The organism is Ruminococcus sp. AM43-6 (assembly GCF_003461785.1).
GTDB classification, from domain to species: Bacteria; Bacillota; Clostridia; order Oscillospirales; family Ruminococcaceae; genus Hominimerdicola; species Hominimerdicola aceti.
Genome location: NZ_QTXU01000002.1, coordinates 331,584 through 353,077, shown reverse-complemented (window position 1 = coordinate 353,077; position 21,494 = coordinate 331,584). Strand labels below are relative to the sequence as shown.

At 41.5% G+C, this 21,494-nt stretch carries 17 protein-coding genes; 7 read left to right on the top strand and 10 right to left on the bottom strand.

The genetic code is table 11. The features are described from left to right. Together DW938_RS03290 and DW938_RS03285 are read left to right on the top strand one after the other, a co-directional pair. Positions 1–416: DUF4367 domain-containing protein (locus DW938_RS03290; protein WP_147342355.1), on the top strand; the 416-nt coding region annotated here is incomplete at its 5' end. Between the two features lie 490 nt (positions 417–906). Beyond that, positions 907–2,550 carry a leucine-rich repeat protein gene (locus tag DW938_RS03285; RefSeq protein WP_118123866.1) on the top strand — a complete coding sequence of 548 codons (1,644 nt, stop codon included), beginning with the start codon at positions 907–909 and terminating at the stop codon, positions 2,548–2,550. An 86-nt stretch (positions 2,551–2,636) separates the two neighbouring features. Here the strand turns inward: DW938_RS03285 and DW938_RS03280 are convergent, their stop codons facing one another. The 4 genes from DW938_RS03280 to DW938_RS03260 all read right to left on the bottom strand — a co-directional run bounded on the left by DW938_RS03280 (position 2,637) and on the right by DW938_RS03260 (position 7,237). Further along, the gene (locus DW938_RS03280) at positions 2,637–3,203 is read right to left on the bottom strand and encodes a hypothetical protein (RefSeq protein ID WP_118123865.1); all 567 of its coding nucleotides are present in this window, start codon (positions 3,201–3,203) and stop codon (positions 2,637–2,639) included. 463 nt (positions 3,204–3,666) lie between these two features. Continuing rightward, positions 3,667–4,710 (bottom strand): GIY-YIG nuclease family protein, encoded by a 1,044-nt coding sequence (locus tag DW938_RS03275; protein WP_118123864.1) that lies wholly within the window; start codon positions 4,708–4,710, stop codon positions 3,667–3,669. A gap of 3 nt (positions 4,711–4,713) precedes the next feature. Further along, a complete protein-coding gene (locus DW938_RS03270) occupies positions 4,714–5,838 on the bottom strand; it encodes an ADP-ribosylglycohydrolase family protein (RefSeq protein WP_242992348.1) in 1,125 nt (374 codons plus the stop codon). A gap of 445 nt (positions 5,839–6,283) precedes the next feature. Beyond that, positions 6,284–7,237, bottom strand: a complete 954-nt coding sequence (locus DW938_RS03260; RefSeq protein WP_118123862.1) for an AraC family transcriptional regulator — start codon at positions 7,235–7,237, stop codon at positions 6,284–6,286. Positions 7,238–7,348: 111 nt separating this feature from the next. On the opposite strand from DW938_RS03260, the gene DW938_RS03255 reads away from it, so the two are divergent. Continuing rightward, positions 7,349–8,533 (top strand): MFS transporter, encoded by a 1,185-nt coding sequence (locus DW938_RS03255; RefSeq protein WP_118123861.1) that lies wholly within the window; start codon positions 7,349–7,351, stop codon positions 8,531–8,533. 131 nt (positions 8,534–8,664) lie between these two features. After that, the gene (locus DW938_RS03250; RefSeq protein ID WP_118123860.1) at positions 8,665–10,239 is read left to right on the top strand and encodes an IS1182 family transposase; all 1,575 of its coding nucleotides are present in this window, start codon (positions 8,665–8,667) and stop codon (positions 10,237–10,239) included. Between the two features lie 197 nt (positions 10,240–10,436). Here the strand turns inward: DW938_RS03250 and glmU are convergent, their stop codons facing one another. After that, entirely contained in the window at positions 10,437–11,864 is a 1,428-nt protein-coding gene (gene glmU, locus DW938_RS03245) for a bifunctional UDP-N-acetylglucosamine diphosphorylase/glucosamine-1-phosphate N-acetyltransferase GlmU (protein WP_117896554.1), read from the bottom strand. Between the two features lie 227 nt (positions 11,865–12,091). Between glmU and DW938_RS03240 the strand changes: the two genes are divergently transcribed. Continuing rightward, on the top strand, positions 12,092–12,910 hold the full coding sequence (locus tag DW938_RS03240) for an AraC family transcriptional regulator (protein ID WP_118123859.1): 819 nt from the start codon (positions 12,092–12,094) through the stop codon (positions 12,908–12,910). 13 nt (positions 12,911–12,923) lie between these two features. Beyond that, on the top strand, positions 12,924–13,418 hold the full coding sequence (locus DW938_RS03235) for a hypothetical protein (protein WP_118123858.1): 495 nt from the start codon (positions 12,924–12,926) through the stop codon (positions 13,416–13,418). Positions 13,419–13,618: 200 nt separating this feature from the next. Here the strand turns inward: DW938_RS03235 and DW938_RS03230 are convergent, their stop codons facing one another. Continuing rightward, positions 13,619–14,617: a glycoside hydrolase family 130 protein gene (locus DW938_RS03230; protein WP_022288676.1), complete on the bottom strand. Its 999-nt coding sequence runs from the start codon at positions 14,615–14,617 to the stop codon at positions 13,619–13,621. A 581-nt stretch (positions 14,618–15,198) separates the two neighbouring features. Here DW938_RS03230 and DW938_RS03225 point away from each other — a divergent pair. After that, entirely contained in the window at positions 15,199–16,476 is a 1,278-nt protein-coding gene (locus DW938_RS03225; RefSeq protein ID WP_118123857.1) for an aminotransferase class I/II-fold pyridoxal phosphate-dependent enzyme, read from the top strand. A gap of 336 nt (positions 16,477–16,812) precedes the next feature. On the opposite strand, the gene DW938_RS03220 is transcribed toward DW938_RS03225, so the two are convergent. The 4 genes from DW938_RS03220 to DW938_RS03205 form a co-directional block, all read right to left on the bottom strand. Then, positions 16,813–17,676, bottom strand: a complete 864-nt coding sequence (locus DW938_RS03220) for a carbohydrate ABC transporter permease (protein ID WP_118123856.1) — start codon at positions 17,674–17,676, stop codon at positions 16,813–16,815. Then, positions 17,676–18,644, bottom strand: coding sequence for a sugar ABC transporter permease (locus tag DW938_RS03215; RefSeq protein WP_117877193.1), 969 nt, complete (start codon positions 18,642–18,644; stop codon positions 17,676–17,678). Before DW938_RS03215 ends, DW938_RS03220 begins: the two co-directional genes overlap by 1 nt. 73 nt (positions 18,645–18,717) lie before the next feature. Further along, complete coding sequence (locus DW938_RS03210; RefSeq protein ID WP_118123855.1) at positions 18,718–20,085, bottom strand: extracellular solute-binding protein; 1,368 nt, start codon at positions 20,083–20,085, stop codon at positions 18,718–18,720. Positions 20,086–20,485: 400 nt separating this feature from the next. Next, positions 20,486–21,481: a LacI family DNA-binding transcriptional regulator gene (locus DW938_RS03205; protein ID WP_118123854.1), complete on the bottom strand. Its 996-nt coding sequence runs from the start codon at positions 21,479–21,481 to the stop codon at positions 20,486–20,488. Between the last annotated feature and the right edge of the window lie 13 nt (positions 21,482–21,494).

The window sequence follows — 21,494 nt, the reverse complement described above, 5'->3', positions numbered from 1 at the left end:
TTGTTGGTTTGTTTGCAAGCAGCAATGATAATAATACTGATGTCTGGAATGTACATGGGGATGTTCCAGCCGATGATCTTACAGATGCTTTTGTGTGTTGTGAACCAACATATATCCCGAATGGATTTGCTGAACAGGACCGAATTCAAGAAGAAACTATGCTTATCATTGATTATTCTTCTAATAATGAATTTATCGAGTACACTCAAAGCAGTATATTAACGAATAATCAGATAGATACGCAAAACAGGACAACTGAAAAGGTATCGATAAATGACAATGACGCTCTGCTGTCTTACGATGCCTATACATCAACTATTGTATGGACTGATGGCAGATATTCTTATACAATAACCGGAGATTTGTGTAAAAGTGACATAATTAAGATGGCTGATTCGGTAAACTCTACAAAATAAAATATTTTTTCTGAAAAAGTGTATACATATTCACTCGAACTTGTATTTTACTATATGAGGAGGTAAAATCTTGAGGAAAGGAGTGCACATTTTTTATGCAATAATAATAAAAACAAATACGTGCAATTGTGAAAACATACAAACTTATGTATTTCAATCAGCCATTTTCACTGCTTCTTCGGTTTATATAATTGAAAGGCGGTGAAAATGATGAAGAATTTTATATGCTTAATTTTGACAGTTATACTGACCTGTTGTATGACTATATCTGTTTTTGCTTCTTGCGAAGAGTTTGCAATAACAGATTAGATCGGCGCAAGGTATGCGTATACCAACAAGATCACATCGATAGTGAGTATCTCATCAAAAAATGCAACTTGTAAGTCAACAGTACAAGGCAGTTCCAAAACTGTGACCAGAATTGTGGTCAAGCAGACATTTTAGAAAATTAATATACCAAAGAAAAATATTGTGAAAAGGAGTTAATAATATGAAAACAACAAACTATCTCGCCGGATTAGCGGCAATAACAATGACATTCACAGGCATGGCTGCGCCAATATCAGCTTATGCCGATGACAGTTCATCAGTTTCAAGCACAGAATATGCCTTATACGGAGATTTTGTTTACATGACCGCTGCAAACAAGACCGCTGAAATAATAGGCTATAATGGCACTGATGAGAACGTTGTGATACCCTCTGAAATATACGGCTTAACTGTCACAGCCTTGACAGGTTGGGCGGGTAAACCTACAAGCTTCCACCCTATTGGAGCAAAAAAGGGTCCTTTTGAAAATAACAAGTATATCAAATCAGTGGTCATTCCTGATACAGTAAAATATATCGACGATGGGAGCTTTTACGGCTGCACAGCCCTTGAAAGCGTGACGTTTGGCAATGGTGTTGAAGAAATAGGCGATTATGCCTTTGAAAACTGCACTTCACTTTCCAAGGTATACATACCTGTAAGTGTAAAGAAAATAGGCGCTGAGGCTTTTGGTTATACTTTCGGCTCAGAACTTACACTTAATAAAAACTTCTCAATGACCTGCGCTAAGAACAGTGCTGCTGAGGAATATGCCAAAAAGAACGGCATTGCCTATGATATATATCAGGTGAAAATTGATGAGCTTGCCGTTTCAGGTATTAAGGACAAAGAGTACACAGGTAAGCCTGTTACGCAAAATATAGTTATCAAAAATGGCAATGTCGTCCTTGGTGAGGGTACTGACTATACTGTTTCTTATTCCGCAAACACAAAGGTTGGTACTGTTGATGTCACCATAACAGGAATAGGCTCATACACAGGCGAGATAAAGAAAAGCTTTGTTATCGCACCTGCCAAACAGCAGATACAGAAGCTTGAAACACGCTTCAAAGGCTTTTTCATAGACTGGGCGCAGAAAGGTTCTGCAACAGGATATGAGATAGAATACAGCGCAAATGCTGATTTTAAGGACAGCACGGTTAAAAAGCTTACCGCAAACAAGCCTGATACTCTCACCATAAGCGGTCTGACAGCAGGAAATAAATATTATGTTCGTGTACGTTCCTACACAAACGTTGGCGAAAAGGTATACTATGGAGCATGGTCAGACAGCAAAAATATTACCACTGCAAAGTATGACATTACAAAGTCAGCTATCTCAGGCATTTCTACAAAGACATACACAGGAAAGAATATCACGCAGAGCGTAAAGGTAAAATACAACGGCAAGACGCTTAAAAGCGGCACAGATTACACTGTTTCATATTCAAGCAACAAAAATGTAGGAACAGCCACAGTAAAGATAACAGGCAAAGGACAATACGGCGGAACTGTCAGCAAGACATTCAAGATAAACCCTGCCAAGCAGAAGATACAGAAGCTCACAGCGAAGTCAAAGGCATTCTTTATTGATTGGGCGCAGAAAGGCTCTGCAACAGGTTATGAGGTGCAGTACGCCACAAACTCTAAGTTTACAGGCGCAAAGAAGCTTGATGTTGCAAACAACAAGACCGACAAAATGACAGTATCCAAGCTTTCAGCTGGCAAGAAATACTATGTCAAGGTTCGCTCTTTTACTGTAGTAAAGGGTACGAAATATTATGGAGAATGGTCGGCTGTTAAGAGCGTGACAGTGAAGAAGTAATATGCTTATAAACCACAACCAAAATATGCTTTGTCTTGATTAATTTAATATACTTGAACTGCGTGCCATTTGCGACCTAAACATATCTAGTGTACTCTCTCTGCGTCATAATATTTGCCGACCATTGTCCTCGCAGAAAATAATCCGCCGACAAGATGAAATAGCATAATGGCTATCACGATAGCAACAGAGCATTTGTAATATTTTCCTTTCAACATTTCAAGATCGTTCAGAAGTTTATTTCTATATGTGGAATTGCTGGAATTGAGCATACTGATTTTTCTCACGCCCTCATTATATGCCAACAGCAAATGTTCTCGAAATTTAAAATGCAAAAACAGATCGTTTAGCGAGAATGAAACAGACGTAAGTATTGCTTTGATCTTAAAATAATTGTGCGGTGTGTCTTTTTTTATCAGCAAGTCATTTCTTCTGAATTTCGTTACTGTTTTAGCTGAGGTATAAGTAAAAAGGAAAAATACTGATATCAATACTATCAACAGAACGATAACAACAACCCACGTAATATCATCATCAAGGTCTACTGATAGTTTTCCTAGTATCATAATAAACAAAATGTTCTGCATAATAATGTAGGTAATAAGCTTTATAATGAAGTATGTTGAAAAATATTTGTTGAAATTATTTTTCATTTTGACGGCACCTCTTTAATTCTGAATAATTGATTTTTTATCACTTAGTTATATTTAATTCTACAATTTTAAATGTTTTTTGTCAAGTCTATTCGGCAAATTACGGTATTTATTGTATGCTGTAAAAAACAGCAGCTGTTTTTCAAGCCGCTCGTCATTAAATATGATTCAAAATCTTATGGATTCGTACAAACAGATATCAGGAGCTGATATTGATAGGTTAAAATTAGGACTGTTCTGAATAGAATAAGCTGCCACAGACTTTTTTCTGTAGCAGCTTATTTTTTGTTTATGCTATTCATTCTTGCGAAGATATCCGTCATCATATTTCTTAGCTATATGCTGTGCAGCTTGCCAATCGTCCCATTTGTCTACAGCCTTATTCCAAATTGTCATATATTACAACATATTTTCTGAAAAAGTTTACATTTATCAACATGGAAGTTGAAATAGCCTGCCACTATTAACACCAGTTTGCAGAACTGTAAAATCTCAGCTTTCCGTCCTTGCCCACGTCATAATTATATACTGACATTTGGTTTTTGAAAAATCTGTCCTTGAGATATGTGCCTTTTAGTTTGCATAGATACGAATATTCCTCGCTGTTCTCAGGCTTGCACTTTTCAAAACCGATTCTCTTCCGACGTGTATCAAACCATTTTTCATCATTCTGTCCGCCAAGACGTTTGTACTCGTCATAAGTCCTATTCTTTTGTATCAACAGTTTATCGTTTTCTCGATACTTCTTGGGATATATGGGGAATTCCTTTTCATCAAAGTCTGTTGTAACTCTCCAGCTATCCTCATTAACAGGATACACACCTACCACTATCTGCCTATAAAGTGCTAAAACATATTTTGCATACCTTGTACGCCTTATGTTTATATCCCAAAAGCCCCTTGCTGAATCGTATATAAAATCTTCCCTTTGCAAGTCGGCACATTTTTCCTTGTGCATAAGCGGATAGCTTTTATTTATTGTAATGAAAACAACAGGGATATTTCCACAGTATTCTTTGAAATCCACTTCTCTTATGGCAACATTATCAAGAAAATCCTGCACATTTCTCGCTTTCGTTTTATATCCGTCAAGTGCGTGAGAGTGCTTTTCAGCATTGCTTGCATGACCATTAGAAATATTGGTGAGCGTTTCAGGAAAAATGTAATCATACATATTCATAAGCGCAGATTCGCACATAAATGCTTCATTTTCGGTCAACCCCCATTTTATTATGACCTTTTCAACCTTGCCGCTACTTTTAATGATAGTTTTTATTTTCTCAGATAATTTGGAATAATCGACATTTCTATCTCCGCTTTCTGAGCGTATAACTTCTAACAGCTTATCAGCGTCGTTTTCGTGACAAAACACTCGTCCGCCTTGCCCTTTGCCGATATAAAAAGGCTTTCCATTATCGTCTTGCAGCATATAAACATAAAACCTGTCTTCCGTGTTCTCGCCCAAGGTGTAACTAAGTCTTGTGAGTTCGTCATTCCGCTCGCTCAATGCCTATCCCCTCTTTCCATACGTCTTATGAACATACTTATCAAGCCATACTTTGTCATCATGATCGCTGTATTCAGACATCTGACAATCGTTGTAAAGATCATCTGCAAGGGTCAAAAGAACATCATGAAATTCCAAATTCGTCTTAAACTTTTGTGGTATTGCATTATAGCCAAGATATGCGCCAAGAATATTTCCGCAAACTGCACCTGTTGAGTCGCTGTCGCCGTTGTGATTAACCGCTGTGCATACAGCTTTATCAAAATCATCCTGATATCTCAGTGAACAATACACTGCAATAGCTAAAGTCTCCTCAGCCACCCAGCCCTCGCCAAGCTTATGTATATTGTCGAGGTCACTGCCGCCTGACTGTGAAATCTTGACCGCAAGCTCGATCAATTCCACAAAATCGTCAATATATTTAGCTCTGTTAAATATCTGCTGCATTGTCCTTACCGAACTCGTGACAGCTTCAAGCAGTGTGATATCATTATTGTGGGACAACAAACTGACCATATGAACAAGAGCCGCCGCAGGGATATATCCAAGCTCATGCCCATGAGTAATAGCGGCACATTCAGCGCCTATCTTATCAATACTTGCGATATCCATTTTACCCTCTGAAAAATATAGCCCGATAGGTGCGACACGCATTATTCCGCCACAGCCCTTGCTGTTATTTATAGGCTTTTCTATATTACCTTTTCCCCCTGCCGCCAAGGCTGACAAACAAGTATTTCCCGGTGCACGGTGGCTGAACATTTCAGGCAAATTCATGACCCAGCTATATTTCGCATAATTTTCTTCAATATCAACAGGATAATTTGCGGTCTGTGTCAGATACCAACCTTGATACTCAAATGCCATGTAGGTCGAAAAGTCGCCCATTATCCCACGAAGCTTGCCCCTTGTTATCCCGTCCAGCAACGCAGTTGCAGTAAACATCGTCATTTGAGTATCGTCAGAAATAAGGGCTTTGCCATTTTTGAGCGCATATTCAGTTATGCCATTTTCTCCATATTCGCTGAAAATTTGTCTTTCACTGCAAAATTCCACGGCATATCCCAAAGCGTCACCCACAGCACCACCGACCAGCGAACCTCTGTATTTATCAAGCATATCATCCATTTTGTTTTCCTCCTATGATCTTAATTTCTTTTATAATACCATATTTATAAAGGTTTGTGGGAAATAATTTTGTACAGTAAAAGTAACCATCAAACCCTCCGCATCTGCTCCACCGATGACTAAAGAAGTATAATAAACTTCAAGCAACTACATAGAGTAAATTATACGAACTCAAAAAGTCTATAGAGTTGCTTTGGTTTTGTCAATATCACTTGACACATTTTATACGAACAAGAATTATGCAACGAGAAAGATATGATCATAGTAGAGCTTTCTTCGGTCTTCCGGAGGCAGCCCACCGTTGGCGGTGCAGATTGTTCCGGAACCTTCGGACAAGATCTCATCAATAATCTGAGTTGTATTATTAAGGCGTTCTTTCCTCTGCTTGCAGATTTTGTCATACTCTCTTAAATCTGATATCTTTTTATCAAGTTTAGCTATTTCATCAGCCCGACAGGACATTTGTGTCAGAATGTATATTTCTCATTGAATTACGCTCCACACTGCGATAGTATTTTCTGTAATTTATCGGTGTAACGCCGTACAGCTTTTTGAATCTGCGGCAGAAATAGCCGATGTTCTCAAATCCTGTTTCATGCGCTATGGCACAAACGCTGTTTTCGGTATCAACAAGGAGCTTTGACGCACGTTTCAGTCTGTATTCTACAACGTAATTTATCGGCGATGTGTGCAGGTATATCCTGAAAATATTGAGGACACTGCTTTTGCTTATAAGAACTGTTCCTGCAATATCGTCCAGTGTTATCTGACCGCTGTAATTATCATGAATATACTGCATCATTATCTGAAGCTTAGCCTGCGTTTGTGCAGAATGCCCGGACACGGGGCCGCAGTCTGTTATTTGTATGCTTTCATATAACAGGCGCCATAGTTTCAGCAGCAGTTCTACCGTTTCCATTTCAGAAGCCGTGCCAGAACCCTGCACAGCAAATACCGACCTCATTGTTTCGATAATGCTGTGGTGCACTGTTTCTTCAGCGGAAAAAATCACACATTCGGTAGTAGATTCAATTATCGGTCTGATGTATCTGCTGTATATCAGACTGCCCTGCGGCGCAAGCAGAACAGGTGAAAAAACAATGTTCGGAATGATGGCTCTGTCTTCTGCTTCAAACCTGTGTATCACCTGAGAATTTATAAAGATCCCATCGCCCGAACTTAGAACATACCTGTTTCCACCCACCAGAAAATCAGCCTTGCCATGCTGTACATAAACAAATTCGACCTCCGGGTGCCAGTGCCAGTCGATACAGTGAAAATCGAAATCCCAGATGTCCTCATAATAGTAACTGAACGGATATTCTTCGCTGCCGTGACTTGCAGTTTCACGTAAGGTTTCGTCCGTTGTGATCCTGTCCTTTTTGATTTCATTTCCCATGTTCTCACCCGATTTACGATATTGTGTAATAAAAATGTGATTTTGTGTATTGAAATATTACGATATTTACTATATAATCTGATTATATCATTTGTAAAGGAGTTTGTCAATATGGCTGTGAATTACAGAAAAACACTTATATCCTGCTATCTTGGATTCATCACACAGGCAATAGCGGCTAATTTCGCTCCGCTTCTATTTCTCACATTTCACAATGGCTATGGTATTCCGTTTGGAAAAATTGCCCTTATCTCGTCGGTATTCTTTGTTACTCAGCTTATCATAGATGTGCTGTGCGCACGTTTCGCCGACAAGATCGGCTATCGGAAATGCGTTATCGGTTCGCAGGTGTTTTCTGCGCTTGGACTTATCGGGCTTGCTTTTCTGCCAGAACTGCTTCCCGATCCGTTTTCAGGAATAATTATAAGCACGGTCATATATGCAATGGGAAGCGGTCTGACCGAGGTACTTGTAAGTCCGATAGTTGAAGCCTGCCCGTTTGAGCACAAAGAAGCTGCAATGAGCCTGCTGCATTCATTCTACTGCTGGGGTTCGGTCGGAGTCATACTCATTTCAACACTGTTTTTTACTGCTTTCGGCATAGAAAACTGGAAGTGGCTCTCTTGTATCTGGGCGATAATTCCGCTGGTGAATGTTTACAATTTTTCAGTATGTCCCATTGCACACCCCGTCGAGGACGGCGAGGGAATGCGTATCTGTGACCTGCTCAGAGTACCGCTGTTCTGGCTTGCGATACTGCTTATGGTTTGTGCGGGAGCCTCGGAGCTTTCAATGGCACAGTGGGCGTCGGCATTTGCAGAATCCGCTCTCGGACTGACTAAATCAGTCGGAGATATTGCAGGACCGTGTATGTTTGCGGTGACGATGGGCATAAGCCGTACACTTTACGGGAAGTACGGCGAAAAGCTCGATCTTATGAAATTCATGATAGGTTCGGCGCTGCTGTGTCTGATCTGTTACACCACTGCATCCCTGTCGGGAATACCTGTAATCGGACTTCTAGGCTGCATAGTGTGCGGATTCTCGGTAGGTATCATGTGGCCCGGTTCTATAAGCATCTGTTCGGGGAAAATACCCACCGGCGGAACTGCAATGTTTGCACTCCTCGCCATGGCTGGTGACCTTGGCGGAGCACTCGGTCCTGCTATTGTAGGAAATATCACCCAGAGTGCAGGCGATGATATGCAGAAAGGTATGCTCGCAGGCTGCGCATTTCCCTTGATACTTATGATATCGCTCCTGCTGCTGAACAGAGTCAGACGCAGGAATAACTGATCGTATCCGGCAGGTTTATGCAAAGCTACAATAGGAAAAAAGGGGCTGTAAAAAAAGTTCCCAAGAAAAAAGGCTGCGATCTTGCCAAAAAGCAAGACAGCAGTCTTTTTTTGTGGTATAATTAAAGAATCATGAATAACCAACCACAAGAATATTATACACCATATCAATTAAAATTTCCAGTAGAAATTGAAAAAATAATTGAAACAACTGACCCGGTATATACATTTTGTGAAGTGATGAATCATATTGACCTAAGTAAATACCTGACGACTGAGGATCGCAGGACAGGCCGTCCAAGATATGAAGAAGAAATTTTGCTGAAAGTAATACTGTTTGCATTTATGGAAAACGGATACGAATCATTGCGAAAAATAGAAAAACTCTGCAAAACCGATATTCGCTTTATGTGGCTGCTGCAGGATAATCCTCCGCCAAGCCACTCGACAATAGGCAATTTTATGAACAATGTCCTAAATAGAAAAATAGATGAGATCTTTGCGGATATCAACAGTTACATTTTTACGGTGGAAAATGTTGACCTCAACCACGTTTACATAGACGGAACAAAGATAGAAGCCAACGCAAACAAATACAGCTGGGTATGGAAAAAGAGCTGTGAGAAAAACCGTCTGAAGGTATTTGCAAGGATAACAGAATTGCTTGGTGAAATGAATGATAAGATCTCTTCATTCTGCGTAAAATTCGGCATTCGTGAAGAATATGCTATTGAGTATTTAGAGCAAATACAGCAGCAATATGTAAAGCTTTGCGGCTTTGACCCGGAAACTGCAATTCGGGGACGGGGACATCATAAAACAATTGAACAGAGGCATTATGACAAGCTTTCGGAATACATTTCAAGGCTAAAAAAGTATGCAGAACACATAAAGATATGCGGAGATGAACGCAATAGTTACTCCAAGACCGATCATGACGCAACATTTATGCGTATGAAAAAGGACTATATGGGTAACGATCAGCTTCTTCCGGGCTACAATATCCAATTAGGTGTCTGTGATGAATATATCGCAGTATTCGACGTAAAACAATATGCGTCTGATATGGAATGTTTCAAGCCTTTGATAGAAAAGTTCAATCAGATATACGAAAAATATCCTGAATATCCGGTAGCAGACGCAGGATACGGCAGCTTTAATAATTATCTGTATTGTGAAGAACACGGCATGAAAAAATACATGAAATTTACTATGTATGAAAAGGAAAGCAAGGACAAAAAATATCGAGATGATCCGTACAGAGCAGTAAATTTTCCGATAGATACAGATGGCGATCCAATATGTCCTAACGGAAAAAAGTTTCATTATCTTTACAGCAGACCTGTAAGAGGAAACAAATATGGCAGAACAGAAGAATTTTATCAATGTGAAGATTGCAGTAATTGTTTGCAAAAAGAAAAATGCTGTAAGTGCAAAGGGAACCGTAAAATTCGCTTGAATGAAGAACTGACAAAGTTTCACAAGGAAGTTCTCTGCAACCTGAACAGCATTCACGGAGCACTGCTGCGTATGAACCGAAGTATCCAGTCGGAAGGTGCAAACGGCATTATCAAGTGGAACAGGTCATATACCAGAGCTCGCAGAAGAGGATCAAAAGCCTTGAATTTAGAAATTGCGATGATTTGCTGTGGTTTTAATCTTCATAAATTCCATTTGAAAAAGCCTGCAATAAAAAAAGCGGCATAAATTTAAAATATTTTCCACATTTTCAACACGGCAAAAACGCAGTTTTTTGTGCCGCTGTGTTTGCTATACCCAAAATTCAGCCAAAATAGTTATTTTTGCGATCTGGCATAAAAAAAGAGTCGAGATTTCCAAAAAGCAGGAAATCTCGACTCTTTGAGCGCTGTTTTTTTACAACGCCTTGCTTATATTTGGGTATATTACTTCTCCTCAGACTTGCCGTGGATAGCCTCGAACTTTTCTGTTCTCGCCTTGAGCTTCTTCTCAGCGTAGCCCTCTTTGATAGTTTCTCTGCCACGCTCGATAGCAAGTGCGTTGTCAGGGATATCAGTTGTGATAGTAGAGCCTGCCGCTGTGTATGCGCCCTTGCCGACTCTTACAGGTGCAACAAGGTTTGTGTTACAGCCGATGAAAGCATTGTCCTCGATAACAGTTCTGAACTTTTTGTCACCGTTGTAGTTTACTGTTACAACGCCACAGCCGAAGTTTACATTTGAGCCGACGTCAGAATCGCCGATGTATGTAAGATGTGCCACCGCTGTGTATTCGCCGATAGTTGAGTTCTTTATCTCCACAAAGTCGCCTATCTTCGCACCCTTCTTGATGTGTGAATTAGGTCTGAGCTGAACATAAGGTCCTATCTTAACGTCGTCCTCGATAACGGACTCGTAAGCCTGAACATTGTTGAGGTTTACGCCGTTTCCTACAGTTGTGTTCTCTATTATGCAGTTGTTGCCGATATTGCAGTTCTCACCGATAGTGGTGTTTCCTCTGAGGATAACTCCGCTGTGTATCTTTGTTCCATGACCGATAGTAACATTGTTTCCGATAGAAACACCGTCTGTGCAGCAGAACTCGATACCCTCGTCAAGCCACTTTCCTATTATCTCATATCTTGCGATATCATTGAGTGCAAGCAGACCACGTCTGTCATTTGCACCAAGCGCAACATGAGGATTTGCAGAAATAAATGCGTCAGCCTTTTTGCCCTTTGCAATAAGCAGCTCGATGCAGTCTGTAAGATAATACTCGCCCTGAGCGTTCTCTGGCTTGATGTCGAAAAGAACTTCCAGCAGATCAGCCGTCTTGAACCAGTAACAACCTGAGTTTATCTCAGTGATAGCAAGCTGCATAGGTGTGCAGTCCTTGTGCTCAACTATTCCTGAAATGCCATTCTCAGTGCGGATTATTCTGCCGTAGCCTGTAGGGTTCTCAACTCTTGATGTAACAACAGTTACGCCGCAGTCCTTTTCAGTATGAAGCTCCAGCGCACCCTTGATAGTTTCTGCGTCGATAAAAGGAGCGTCGCCGTAAAGTATAAGTGTGTTTCCCTCAGCGTGAGCTTTAAGGAAATCAGCCGCCTGCATAACAGCATGACCTGTGCCAAGTCGCTCTTCCTGCATAACAGTGCAGATATCAGCCTTTGACTTTCTCTGTGCAAGATAATCCTCTATCTGCTGACCCTCGTAGCCTTTTACAACGCAGATATCGTCAAGCTCTGCATTCTCGCAGGCTGTCAGCACCCACTCAAGCATAGGCTCGCCGATAACATTGCACAAAGCCTTTGGCATATTGGTCTTCATTCTCTTGCCCTGTCCGCCGGCAAGAATAATAACATTGTTCTCCATAATACAAATTCCTTTCAGATACGTCCCCACAAAATAAGACTTGGCACTTTCGCACCATTTCCTTATTATTATAATACGGTTGGGATAAAAAGTCAACAGTTGGTTCATATTTTATCGCAATTTATTCTTTTGCTTGACAACATATTGCGACACTGCTATAATAAAATGTGTAGTTATCATGTTAATATATTGCAGTTTTTTTCTGCTTCAGATATGGGGGAAAATATATGCAGAAACAATTCTATCCTGTCATAGGAACTGAAAAAGCTCTGCCATTTTATATCATCGGCATAGGCGTGAGCTGCTGGCAGTTTCCTGTCAGCAGACCGGAGGGCTATGATTATCCTCAGCTTTTCGTCTGTCTTGATGGCGAGGGTGAGGTAACGGTAGACGGCAAGACCGTAAAAATAATGCCTGACAGCATTTTCTATATACCACCGCACTGTCCCCACGAATATAGAGCCATGACTCATTCATGGTATCTTGACTGGGTGTGCTTTGACGGCAAACAGGCTCTCGAGCTGCTGAAAGAATGGGATCTTAACAAATTTCATGTTTTCTTAAACTGTGGTGCAGATCGTATGCACAAGCTTTTTGACAGCGCATATTACACCATAAAAAGCGACAAGGCATACGGCAACTATTATGCCTCAGCACAGCTTTACGATATGCTTCTTGAATACCGCAAGCTTTCAGACGATAAGTTCCCATACAAGAGCCGTGTAAATTCCGAAGCCGTCGCAAAGGTCATGAAATATACCGAGGAGAATTATTCAAAGCCTATAAAGCTCGCCGACATGGCGGCTGTAGCAGGGGTGTCAGAACAGCACCTTTGCAGACTTTTCAAGAAAAATTTCAGCATAAGACCAATGGAATATTTAAACACAGTGCGCATAAGCCACGCAAAGGAGCTTCTTACCTACTCATCAAAGACAGTTGCGGAGATAGCTTCGGAAACAGGCTTCAGCGACAGCTCGTATTTTTATGTTGTATTCAAAAAGCACGAGAACATCTCTCCGGCGGAATACAGGAAGATAAAGGCATAAGGTGGCAATAAATATGGAACAAAAATATATCTATTCCTTTTCTCAGATAGAAGATAAGGTCAAAGCTTTGCATGAAACCAACACTGAGGCTGCAGCAGCCGTTGCCCTTTCATGGCTGGGTCTGAGCCGTGATGAGCTTAAAACACTCAGGGTATCAGACTACAACAGCACAATGCGAATGCTCCACTCTGCAGGCAGAGTGGTGTACGTCCGTGAAGATCTTATAGCAGATATGCTTAAAGCTATATGCGAGGAGGCTCCTGAATACAGCATGGGCTTTTTCATAACAGACGTGAACTCTGCATACGAAGCCGCAGAAAAGCAGGAGCTTTCCCCTATCAGCGTGCTTAAAATGAGATACTTCTATGAAAAGCACAGTGCAAAGCTTTCAGGAGAGCCTGAGGACAGAGTATTTCTCAAAGAGATACTGTGCTCAGTTGGCGAAAGCGAAGCTGATATGGAAAAGCAATTCGCCGAATACGAAAAGGACGCACCTGAAAAAATATAGGGCATTAAATAAATTAGATACTGTAAAATCACATCATAAAAACGGGCGAACGCTGTTCGCCCCTACGATTTGCGTAAATACGCTGTTTATATGTAGGGGCGACCTGAGGTCGCCCGTTGATTTTTTATACACCAACAAAAAAGAGCAAAACCGAAGTTCTGCTCTTTTGTAAACTATTCTGTTAGTCTATCAGATCGAAATTAGATAGAAGAATGGCTCTTTACATAGTCAACAACAGCGTCAACAGTTGTGTAAGCAAGACCTACGCAAGTGTCAGCACAGCCGTAGTAAATAGCAATTCTGCCTGTCTCAGCGTCGCAAAGTGTTGCGCATGGGAATGTTACGTTCTGAACATCGCCTACGCACTCATAGATCTCTCTTGGGTTGATGAGATACTCGCCGCATCTGTACTTAACCTTCCATGGCTGCTCCTTGTCAAGGATGCAAGCTGAGAAGCTGTATACAAAGCCGTTGCAAGACTCAAGAACACCGTGATAGAAGCAGAGCCAGCCCTCGTCTGTCTCTATTGGAATAGGACCTGCACCGATCTTCTTGGACTCCCAGCCCTTGAGAGGTCCCATAACGTGTCTGTGCTCGCCCCAGTACTTCATGTCAGGTGACTGTGAAATGTACATATCACCGAATGGTGTGTGACCTGAGTCAGAAGGTCTTGAGAACATTACATACTTGCCGTCGATCTTTCTTGGGAAGAGTACGCCGTTTCTGTTGAATGGGAGGAATGCGTTCTCGCACTGATAGAATGTCTTGAAATCATATGTATAGCCTACGCCGATAGTTGGCTTCCAGCCGTATGCATTACACCATGTTACCCAATATCTGTCTTCGATGAAGCATACTCTTGGGTCATAGCCGTAGCCCCACTGATTTACTTCTTCTGTAGACTTTTCAGCCTGCTCGAACATGATCCTTGTAGGGTTGATGTTCCAGTGAATACCGTCCTCAGAGAAACCAGCATGGAGAGCCATGTTTCTTTCCTTATCGTCAACACGGAATACACCTGCGAACTTACCCTCGAAAGGAACTACCGCACTGTTGAAGATAGAGTTTGATGTAGGAAGAAGATTTCTAGGAATGATAGGGTTTCTGTTATCTCTCCAGATCACTTCATTGCAGTCAGCCGGCTTATCCTGCCAAGGCATATTTGGGATAGCCTGTCCGTTGATTACTTTAACGCTCATGTTAAAATCCACCTTTCATAATATAAAAATTGATTACTTTTTATTTTTCCCCCGAATACATATGCGAATATATCCTCCGCTTATTCAAGGCGATGTCATTCGGCTTGCCATTTTGGTAAAACGCCGTTGTTACTATTAAAGCATACTTTAAGAAAAATTTCAAGTCCCTATTTTTGCTGAAAACGTTTAGAATTTGAATGTAAACGTATTCTTCTTAAATTTAACATTTTATTAACACTTTGCATGGTTTCATATTTTTGCATCACACTAAAAAACTGCGGTTTTCTGTATCTGCAAGCTCAGTTAGGTCTAGCAAAACAAAAAATGGATCATTAATAAGCGTTTTGAATGTAAATTATAAAAGTTGCCCATAATGGCCATATTCGCATAAGCATATTCGTGCAAGTTTCTGATTTTTTGCAGGAACAGCAAAAAGCACTTGCAAAAACAGCAAAAAGGGTATACAATATAAGTAAGGATATCGGATACGTTCGGCAGAGTGCGGCGAAAGTCGGGATTTGCCGAATTGTTCTGTATAGTAGTGTACTATAATTTATAATTTACAAGTGGAGGACATTGATATGAAACTAACAGAAATGTCTGCAGAGGAACTGGCAGCATTCAAGGCGGAAGTCCAGAAAGAATATGACGATTTCAAGGCTCAGGGATTGTCGCTGAACATGGCAAGAGGAAAGCCGTCTGCCGAACAGCTCGACCTGACAGAGGGTCTGCTCACAGCAGTAAAGAGCAGCGAGGATTGTTTCGCTGAGGACGGCACTGACTGTAGAAACTACGGCGGTCTTGACGGTCTGCCTGAAGCTAAGGCGCTTTTCGCACCAATGCTTGGCGTAACGCCTGACGAACTTATCATTTGCGGAAACTCAAGCCTTAACATCATGTATGACACTATCGCAAAGTTCATGCTTTTTGGCACAGGCGACGGTGAGAAACCTTGGAAGGATACAAAAGTCAAGTGGCTCTGCCCTGTTCCGGGATATGACAGACATTTTCTTATAACAGAAAAAATGGGCTTTGAGCTTGTAAACATTCCAATGGACAAAAACGGTCCTGACATGGATATGGTAGAAAAGCTCGTTGCCGAGGACGATACTATCAAGGGTATATGGTGTGTTCCAATGTACGCTAACCCTACAGGCACAACATACTCTGACGAAGTAGTAAAGCGTCTTGCAGCCATGAAGACAAAGGCTAAGGATTTCAAGATATTCTGGGATAACGCATATTGTATCCACCACCTTTCTGATACGCCTGACACACTGCTCAACATTCTTGACGAGTGTGAAAAGGCAGGCAACCCTGACAGAGTTTATATGCTCGCATCAACATCAAAGGTAACATTCCCTGGTGCAGGCGTTGCAATGATAGCGTCATCTGAAAAGAACATCAAGTACCTCAAATCCATGATGACAGTTCAGACTATCGGCTATGACAAGATAAATCAGCTCCGCCACGTTAAGTTCTTCGGCACATATGAAAACCTTGTGGAGCATATGAAGAAGCACAGAGCTATAATCGAGCCTAAGTTCAAGATAGTTCTTGACACTCTCGAAAAGGAGATAGCACCTCTGGGAATCGGAAGCTGGGAGAAGCCAAACGGCGGTTACTTTATAAGCTTCAACGCTCTTAACGGCTGTGCAAAGAGAATTTGTCAGCTTTGCAAAGAGGCAGGCGTAGTCCTCACAGGTGCAGGTGCAACATACCCTTACGGAAAGGACCCTGACGATTCAAACATCAGAATTGCTCCTACATTCCCGCCTGAGAACGAGCTTAAAATTGCAGCCGACGTGTTCGCTACAGCAGTTAAGCTTGCAAGTGCAGAAAAGCTTCTTGCAGAATAATTCAACAAAGTCAAGATAACAATACTCTCTATATAAAAAAAGCGATGACCTTGCAAAAGGCTCATCGCTTTTTTGTTTGCCTATAAAGCAAAAGCGGTATCGACCTCCTAAAAGGTCATACCGCCTGCTATGGTAAGGAAATTAAAGGCAACACCGCACAAGGCACGCCTGTCGGCTTTGCACGCAATCTGCTTGCAGATTTTCCGTCATATAGCACAGAAATTTCTTGACATACGTCAGTATGCCTGCAAAATTTCTGCACTATCTGACAAAAAATCTGACTGCGCATCTTACGCACAATCCTTGTGCGGTGCTGCCTTAAAATAGAAATAAAGCTTATTCTTTTACAGCTCCCGAAACAAGTCCGCTGTAAATGTACTTTTGCAGTAAGAGGAATATAATAAGAGTCGGAATGATACAAATTACGATTCCCGCAAAAACTACCTCCCACTGTACAGAAGTGGCATTCATAAGATTGTAAAGCACAGTTGAGATAACAACGTGGTCATCATCAGGCATATAAAGCTTTGGAGTGTAGAAATCGTTGTAGATACCAACGAACTTGATGATAAGCACTGTTGCTATTGCAGGCTTAAGGTTAGGGAGAATTATGCTGAAATATACCCTTGGATAAGAAGCGCCGTCCATAATAGCACTTTCGTCCAGGGAATATGATATCTGCCCCAAAAACTGAATGAAAATATAGATAGAAATAATATCAGTACCGATATTCAAAATGATAGGTGCAAGCATAGATCTGTAAAGACCAAGCTTGTAAACTATCTGGAATACCGTTACCTGCATTGTGATATTAGGCAGAAGCGTTGCAATAAGAAACGCTGTCTTTACTACTCTTGAAAAATAGGTGTTGAAGCGCTGAACGACATAAGCCGTCATCGTACCTGTTATTATCGAACCAACGCAGGATACAACAATGATTATAGCCGTGTTTTTGAATGCAAGAAGAATGTTCTGTGTAAAAAATGCTGTCTGGAAGTTCTCCCACTGAGGCACTTCTGGAAGAGTGAACACCGTGGTGTTTGAAAGCTCTTTGTAGGTTTTCAGCGAGCCTATGAGCACAACAAGTATCGGTACTATTACTATAAGACAGCAGAGTATAAGAAAAGCATACTTTAAAATGTTCAGTACCCTTGAGCCGATATAAAGCGGCTTTGAATCTTTGTTTTCATTCTGTGCCATTATTTCACAGCCCCCTTTCTGCTCCTTTTGTTCTCCTTAGGGGTCTTGTCGTCCTCACGGAAGAAGTATTTTTGTATAAACGTTACGATTATCGTTATGATAAGCAGCACGATACCCATTGCCGAAGCAAGACCCACCTTTTTCAGCGAGAACGCTGTGTTGATAGTCTTGATAACGAATGTGGTAGTGCCCATCATGCCCTTTGTTGTGATATATGGTATCTCGAATACTGAGATAGCACCCTTTACAGCAAGGATAAGCTGCAATGAGATGATAGGCTTTATGCTTGGAAATACGATATATCTGAAGTTCTGCCATGGATTAGCACCGTCAAGGTCAGCCGCCTCGTAAAGGTCAGGGCTGATAGACTGGATAGCACCGATATACATGATGATATCAAAGCCTATGTATTTCCATATGGAAATGAACACCAAGCAGCAGTTTGCAAGAAACGGCTTGTCAACATCGAACCACAGTATCGGGTCAAGACCCAGTGTTGTAAGGATAGTGTTGAGCGTTCCGTCAGGGGTAAGACCCTTTTGACCTTTGAGGAAAAATCTTTGGAATATGATAGATACCGCAACGCCGTTCATAAGATAAGGGAAGAAAAGTATTCCCTTGAAAAGCCCCTTTGCTCTTATCTTTGAGCAGAGGATAGACGCCAGCAGCAAAGCCAGTGCCTGCTGAATGAATGAACCAACAAGATAATAAAGGCTGTTCTTGAAAGTTTCAAGATAGTCCTTGTCGGTGAATATCGTTACATAATTTGAAAAGCCTGCATATGTAGGGTTAGTGCCGTATGGATCTCTGTTCTGAAAACTGAATATGACCATATCCAGAGCAGGGATAAAGGTAAACGTTACAAGCAGGATTATCGGCAGTGCAAGAAACAGTATAGAAGTATAGAACTTTTTACCCGCATAAGTCTTTGACCACTGTGCAATGCCTTTTCTATTGCCGTTTTGCATTTGAGGTCCTCCTGAACACAATTATCAGGCACAGGAACAATGCCTGTACCTGATAAGGGATTTATCTTAAGTCTTAGCCGAGAACTTTATCTCTTGCAGCAGCCCACTTCTTGTTTACATCAGCGATGATCTCGTTGAAACCGTCGTCGCCCTTGCCTGCGAATGCTGCCTCAGCAAGCTTGATCTTGAAGTTGTCCTCGTCGCCCTGCCATACGCCAACGCCTGACTCCTTGTCGATCTCGTCGAACTTACCAACGAGGTCATCAGGACAAACAGCCTTCTCGAAGAATACAGCGTCCTTGAATCCTGACAGTGTGCTTGGAAGCTCCTTGTTCTGAACTGTTGAGATCATACCCTCCTGCTCAGAGAAACCTGAATCAGAAACGAACCACTCAACATATGCCTTTGCAAGATCCTGATTCTTAGAGTTTGCACTTACGCCGAGAGTATAGTCAGGGCCTTCCTCTGCGTATACCTTTCCGTCAGCCGCAGTGATAGGAACGGGCATATAACCGATATCGTCAGGGTTCTCAGCCTTTTCCATGAACTGTGAAACTGCCCATGAACCCATTACCATTGTAGCGATCTTGCCCTCACCGAACCATACCTTTGATGACTCCCACTCTGTGTTAGCGTGGTCTTCTTCAAGAAGGTCAGGCTTTGAGAACAGATCATACATCAGCTTGTATACTTCATAATAGCCGTTGCCCTCTACAAAGAGGTCGCTCTTATCCTGAAGGAGCTTGTTTTCAGCTTCAGCACCGCCTGCTGCTGAAATAACAAGGTTCTGCCACTGAGTAATAGTCCAGCTTGCATCCTTGAAGTTTGTGTAGTAAGGGATAGCGTCTGTGTTATCCTTGATGAGCTGAAGATCTGCAAGGAACTCGTCAGGAGTCTTAGGAGTTTCTGTGATACCAGCCTGCTCCCATATCTTCTTGTTGTAAAGAACGCCTGTAGCTGTTCCGCCTACCGCAAGTCCGTAAACATTGCCGTCAGCCGTCATCTTCTTGTCTGACCAGCGATATGTGTCCTTGAACTCGTCATAAGTTCCGAGAGATACGAAATATGTAGGAAGTTCCTCAAGCTTAAGGCTTGAAGGGATACAAAGAACATCGCCGTAATCATCTGTACCCATTCTTGTTGCTACATCTGTATCGTAGTCCTTGTATGCAGTGTATTCAACTGTGCAGTTGTAAGCTTCCTCAAACTTGTCTGTGAGAGCGTCGAGCTTGCCGTCCTCTTTTCTGTCAGTTCTGTTTGTAAGAACTTCCAGTTTTGCACCCTTTGCGTCGAATGAGTCTTTGATATCAGCCTGTGATACTTCAGGTGTAACAGCCTTGCTGCTTGAATCTGTAGAGCTTCCGCAGCCTGTGAACGCACTCATTGTTCCCATTGACAAAACCAGTGCCATTGCACCGGCACATATCTTCTTTGCTTTCATACTTGATAACCTCCGAATTAGCTTAATTTTATTAAGTAAATTAATTTGTCTTTAGCGACAATATTAAGTATACAGCTTAAATAAAATTAAGTCAATATCTTTTTAGAAATTAATATCTTTTTAATCTCAATTTTGTAAACAAACATAAACTTAAAGGCCTGAATTTTAGCAATATGCACAAAAAAGTGGCGACAGCCTTAACAAAGACTGTCGCCAAGATCAGACAACCGACACAACCGACGGGGTCATGTCGCAAACAATAGAAAATCATAGATTAGAAAGGTGCACTTAATAAGTACAGTTATATTATAACTTAAAATTACTCATTTGTCAATAGCAAAATAAAAAAAGATCAGCAACCGCCATGCTGATCCTTTTGTTATATTCGCTAATAAAACACCTATATTCTCTTTACAGAGTCCTTTATAACGAGGTCGCCCTCGATAGTTATTATCCTTGGCTTGCCGTCAGGTTCTTCCATTCTATCCATAAGTGTCATTACCGCAAGGTCTGCCATATAATCTGCGTCAACGTTTATAGTCGTGATAGTCGGGTCTGAAACTTCGGAGATCAAATAGTTATCATATCCCACAATGGAAATATCCTCAGGCACGTTATATCCCATGCCACGGAGCTGTCTTATTGCACGGTAAGCCACCTCGTCGCAGTTGCACACGAAAGCCGTTGGCATATCGTCCTCAGGGAAAGTCATAGTGATAAAATCACGCTTGTCACGATCGTCGATACACCACTTTTCGTTGACCTCATAGCCATGCTCTATCATGGCCTTTACATAGCCCATATATCTGTCAAAAATACTCGTTGTGGCAAATTTACTTCCTATGTATCCTATCTTTTTGTGACCCATTTTTATAAGATATGAAGTAAGCTTGTAGCCTCCGCTGTAGCCATTTGTCACAACAGCGTCCAAGTCTAAGGACGGCACATAATAATCAAGCAGTACAAGATCTTTCACATTGTCATTAAGAAGCTTTGCATAATTCTTTGAAAGCTGTCCCAGTGAAATAAGTGCTGAAACCTGCTTGTCCTCGATACAATGCGGGAGCATGAGCCTGTCCTCGTCCTCCTGATCTAAATTTTCCATTATGCAGAACATATTCTCTTTTTTGAGCCTTGTTACAAGAGCGTTATACAATGCCCAATAAAATGAACCGTTAGGATTGATAAATTTTGATGGGATAAGCACACCGATAGTATTTCCTCCCCTGTTCTGAGTGCTTTTCACGCCCACATAACCCATTTCGTCAGCGACCTGCTTTATCTTCTCTCTGAGAGCATCGCTAACTCCGCTTTTTCCTGCAAGGGCTTTTGACACAGTGACATTACTTGTGTCACAGGCTTTGGCTATATCTATAAGTGTAACTGCTTTCTTCAAAATTCTCACCGCT

What these genes read in the sequence shown, in the direction of transcription:
- DW938_RS03235 (WP_118123858.1), top strand. Translation starts at nt 12,924, where the DNA reads ATGGAACAAAAATATATCTATTCCTTTTCTCAGATAGAAGATAAGGTC.
- DW938_RS03260 (WP_118123862.1), bottom strand. Translation starts at nt 7,237, where the DNA reads ATGGGAAATGAAATCAAAAAGGACAGGATCACAACGGACGAAACCTTA.
- DW938_RS03230 (WP_022288676.1), bottom strand. Translation starts at nt 14,617, where the DNA reads ATGAGCGTTAAAGTAATCAACGGACAGGCTATCCCAAATATGCCTTGG.
- DW938_RS03210 (WP_118123855.1), bottom strand. Translation starts at nt 20,085, where the DNA reads ATGAAAGCAAAGAAGATATGTGCCGGTGCAATGGCACTGGTTTTGTCA.
- DW938_RS03240 (WP_118123859.1), top strand. Translation starts at nt 12,092, where the DNA reads ATGCAGAAACAATTCTATCCTGTCATAGGAACTGAAAAAGCTCTGCCA.
- DW938_RS03270 (WP_242992348.1), bottom strand. Translation starts at nt 5,838, where the DNA reads ATGGATGATATGCTTGATAAATACAGAGGTTCGCTGGTCGGTGGTGCT.
- DW938_RS03285 (WP_118123866.1), top strand. Translation starts at nt 907, where the DNA reads ATGAAAACAACAAACTATCTCGCCGGATTAGCGGCAATAACAATGACA.
- DW938_RS03280 (WP_118123865.1), bottom strand. Translation starts at nt 3,203, where the DNA reads ATGAAAAATAATTTCAACAAATATTTTTCAACATACTTCATTATAAAG.
- DW938_RS03220 (WP_118123856.1), bottom strand. Translation starts at nt 17,676, where the DNA reads ATGGCACAGAATGAAAACAAAGATTCAAAGCCGCTTTATATCGGCTCA.
- DW938_RS03225 (WP_118123857.1), top strand. Translation starts at nt 15,199, where the DNA reads ATGAAACTAACAGAAATGTCTGCAGAGGAACTGGCAGCATTCAAGGCG.
- glmU (WP_117896554.1), bottom strand. Translation starts at nt 11,864, where the DNA reads ATGGAGAACAATGTTATTATTCTTGCCGGCGGACAGGGCAAGAGAATG.
- DW938_RS03250 (WP_118123860.1), top strand. Translation starts at nt 8,665, where the DNA reads ATGAATAACCAACCACAAGAATATTATACACCATATCAATTAAAATTT.
- DW938_RS03255 (WP_118123861.1), top strand. Translation starts at nt 7,349, where the DNA reads ATGGCTGTGAATTACAGAAAAACACTTATATCCTGCTATCTTGGATTC.
- DW938_RS03215 (WP_117877193.1), bottom strand. Translation starts at nt 18,644, where the DNA reads ATGCAAAACGGCAATAGAAAAGGCATTGCACAGTGGTCAAAGACTTAT.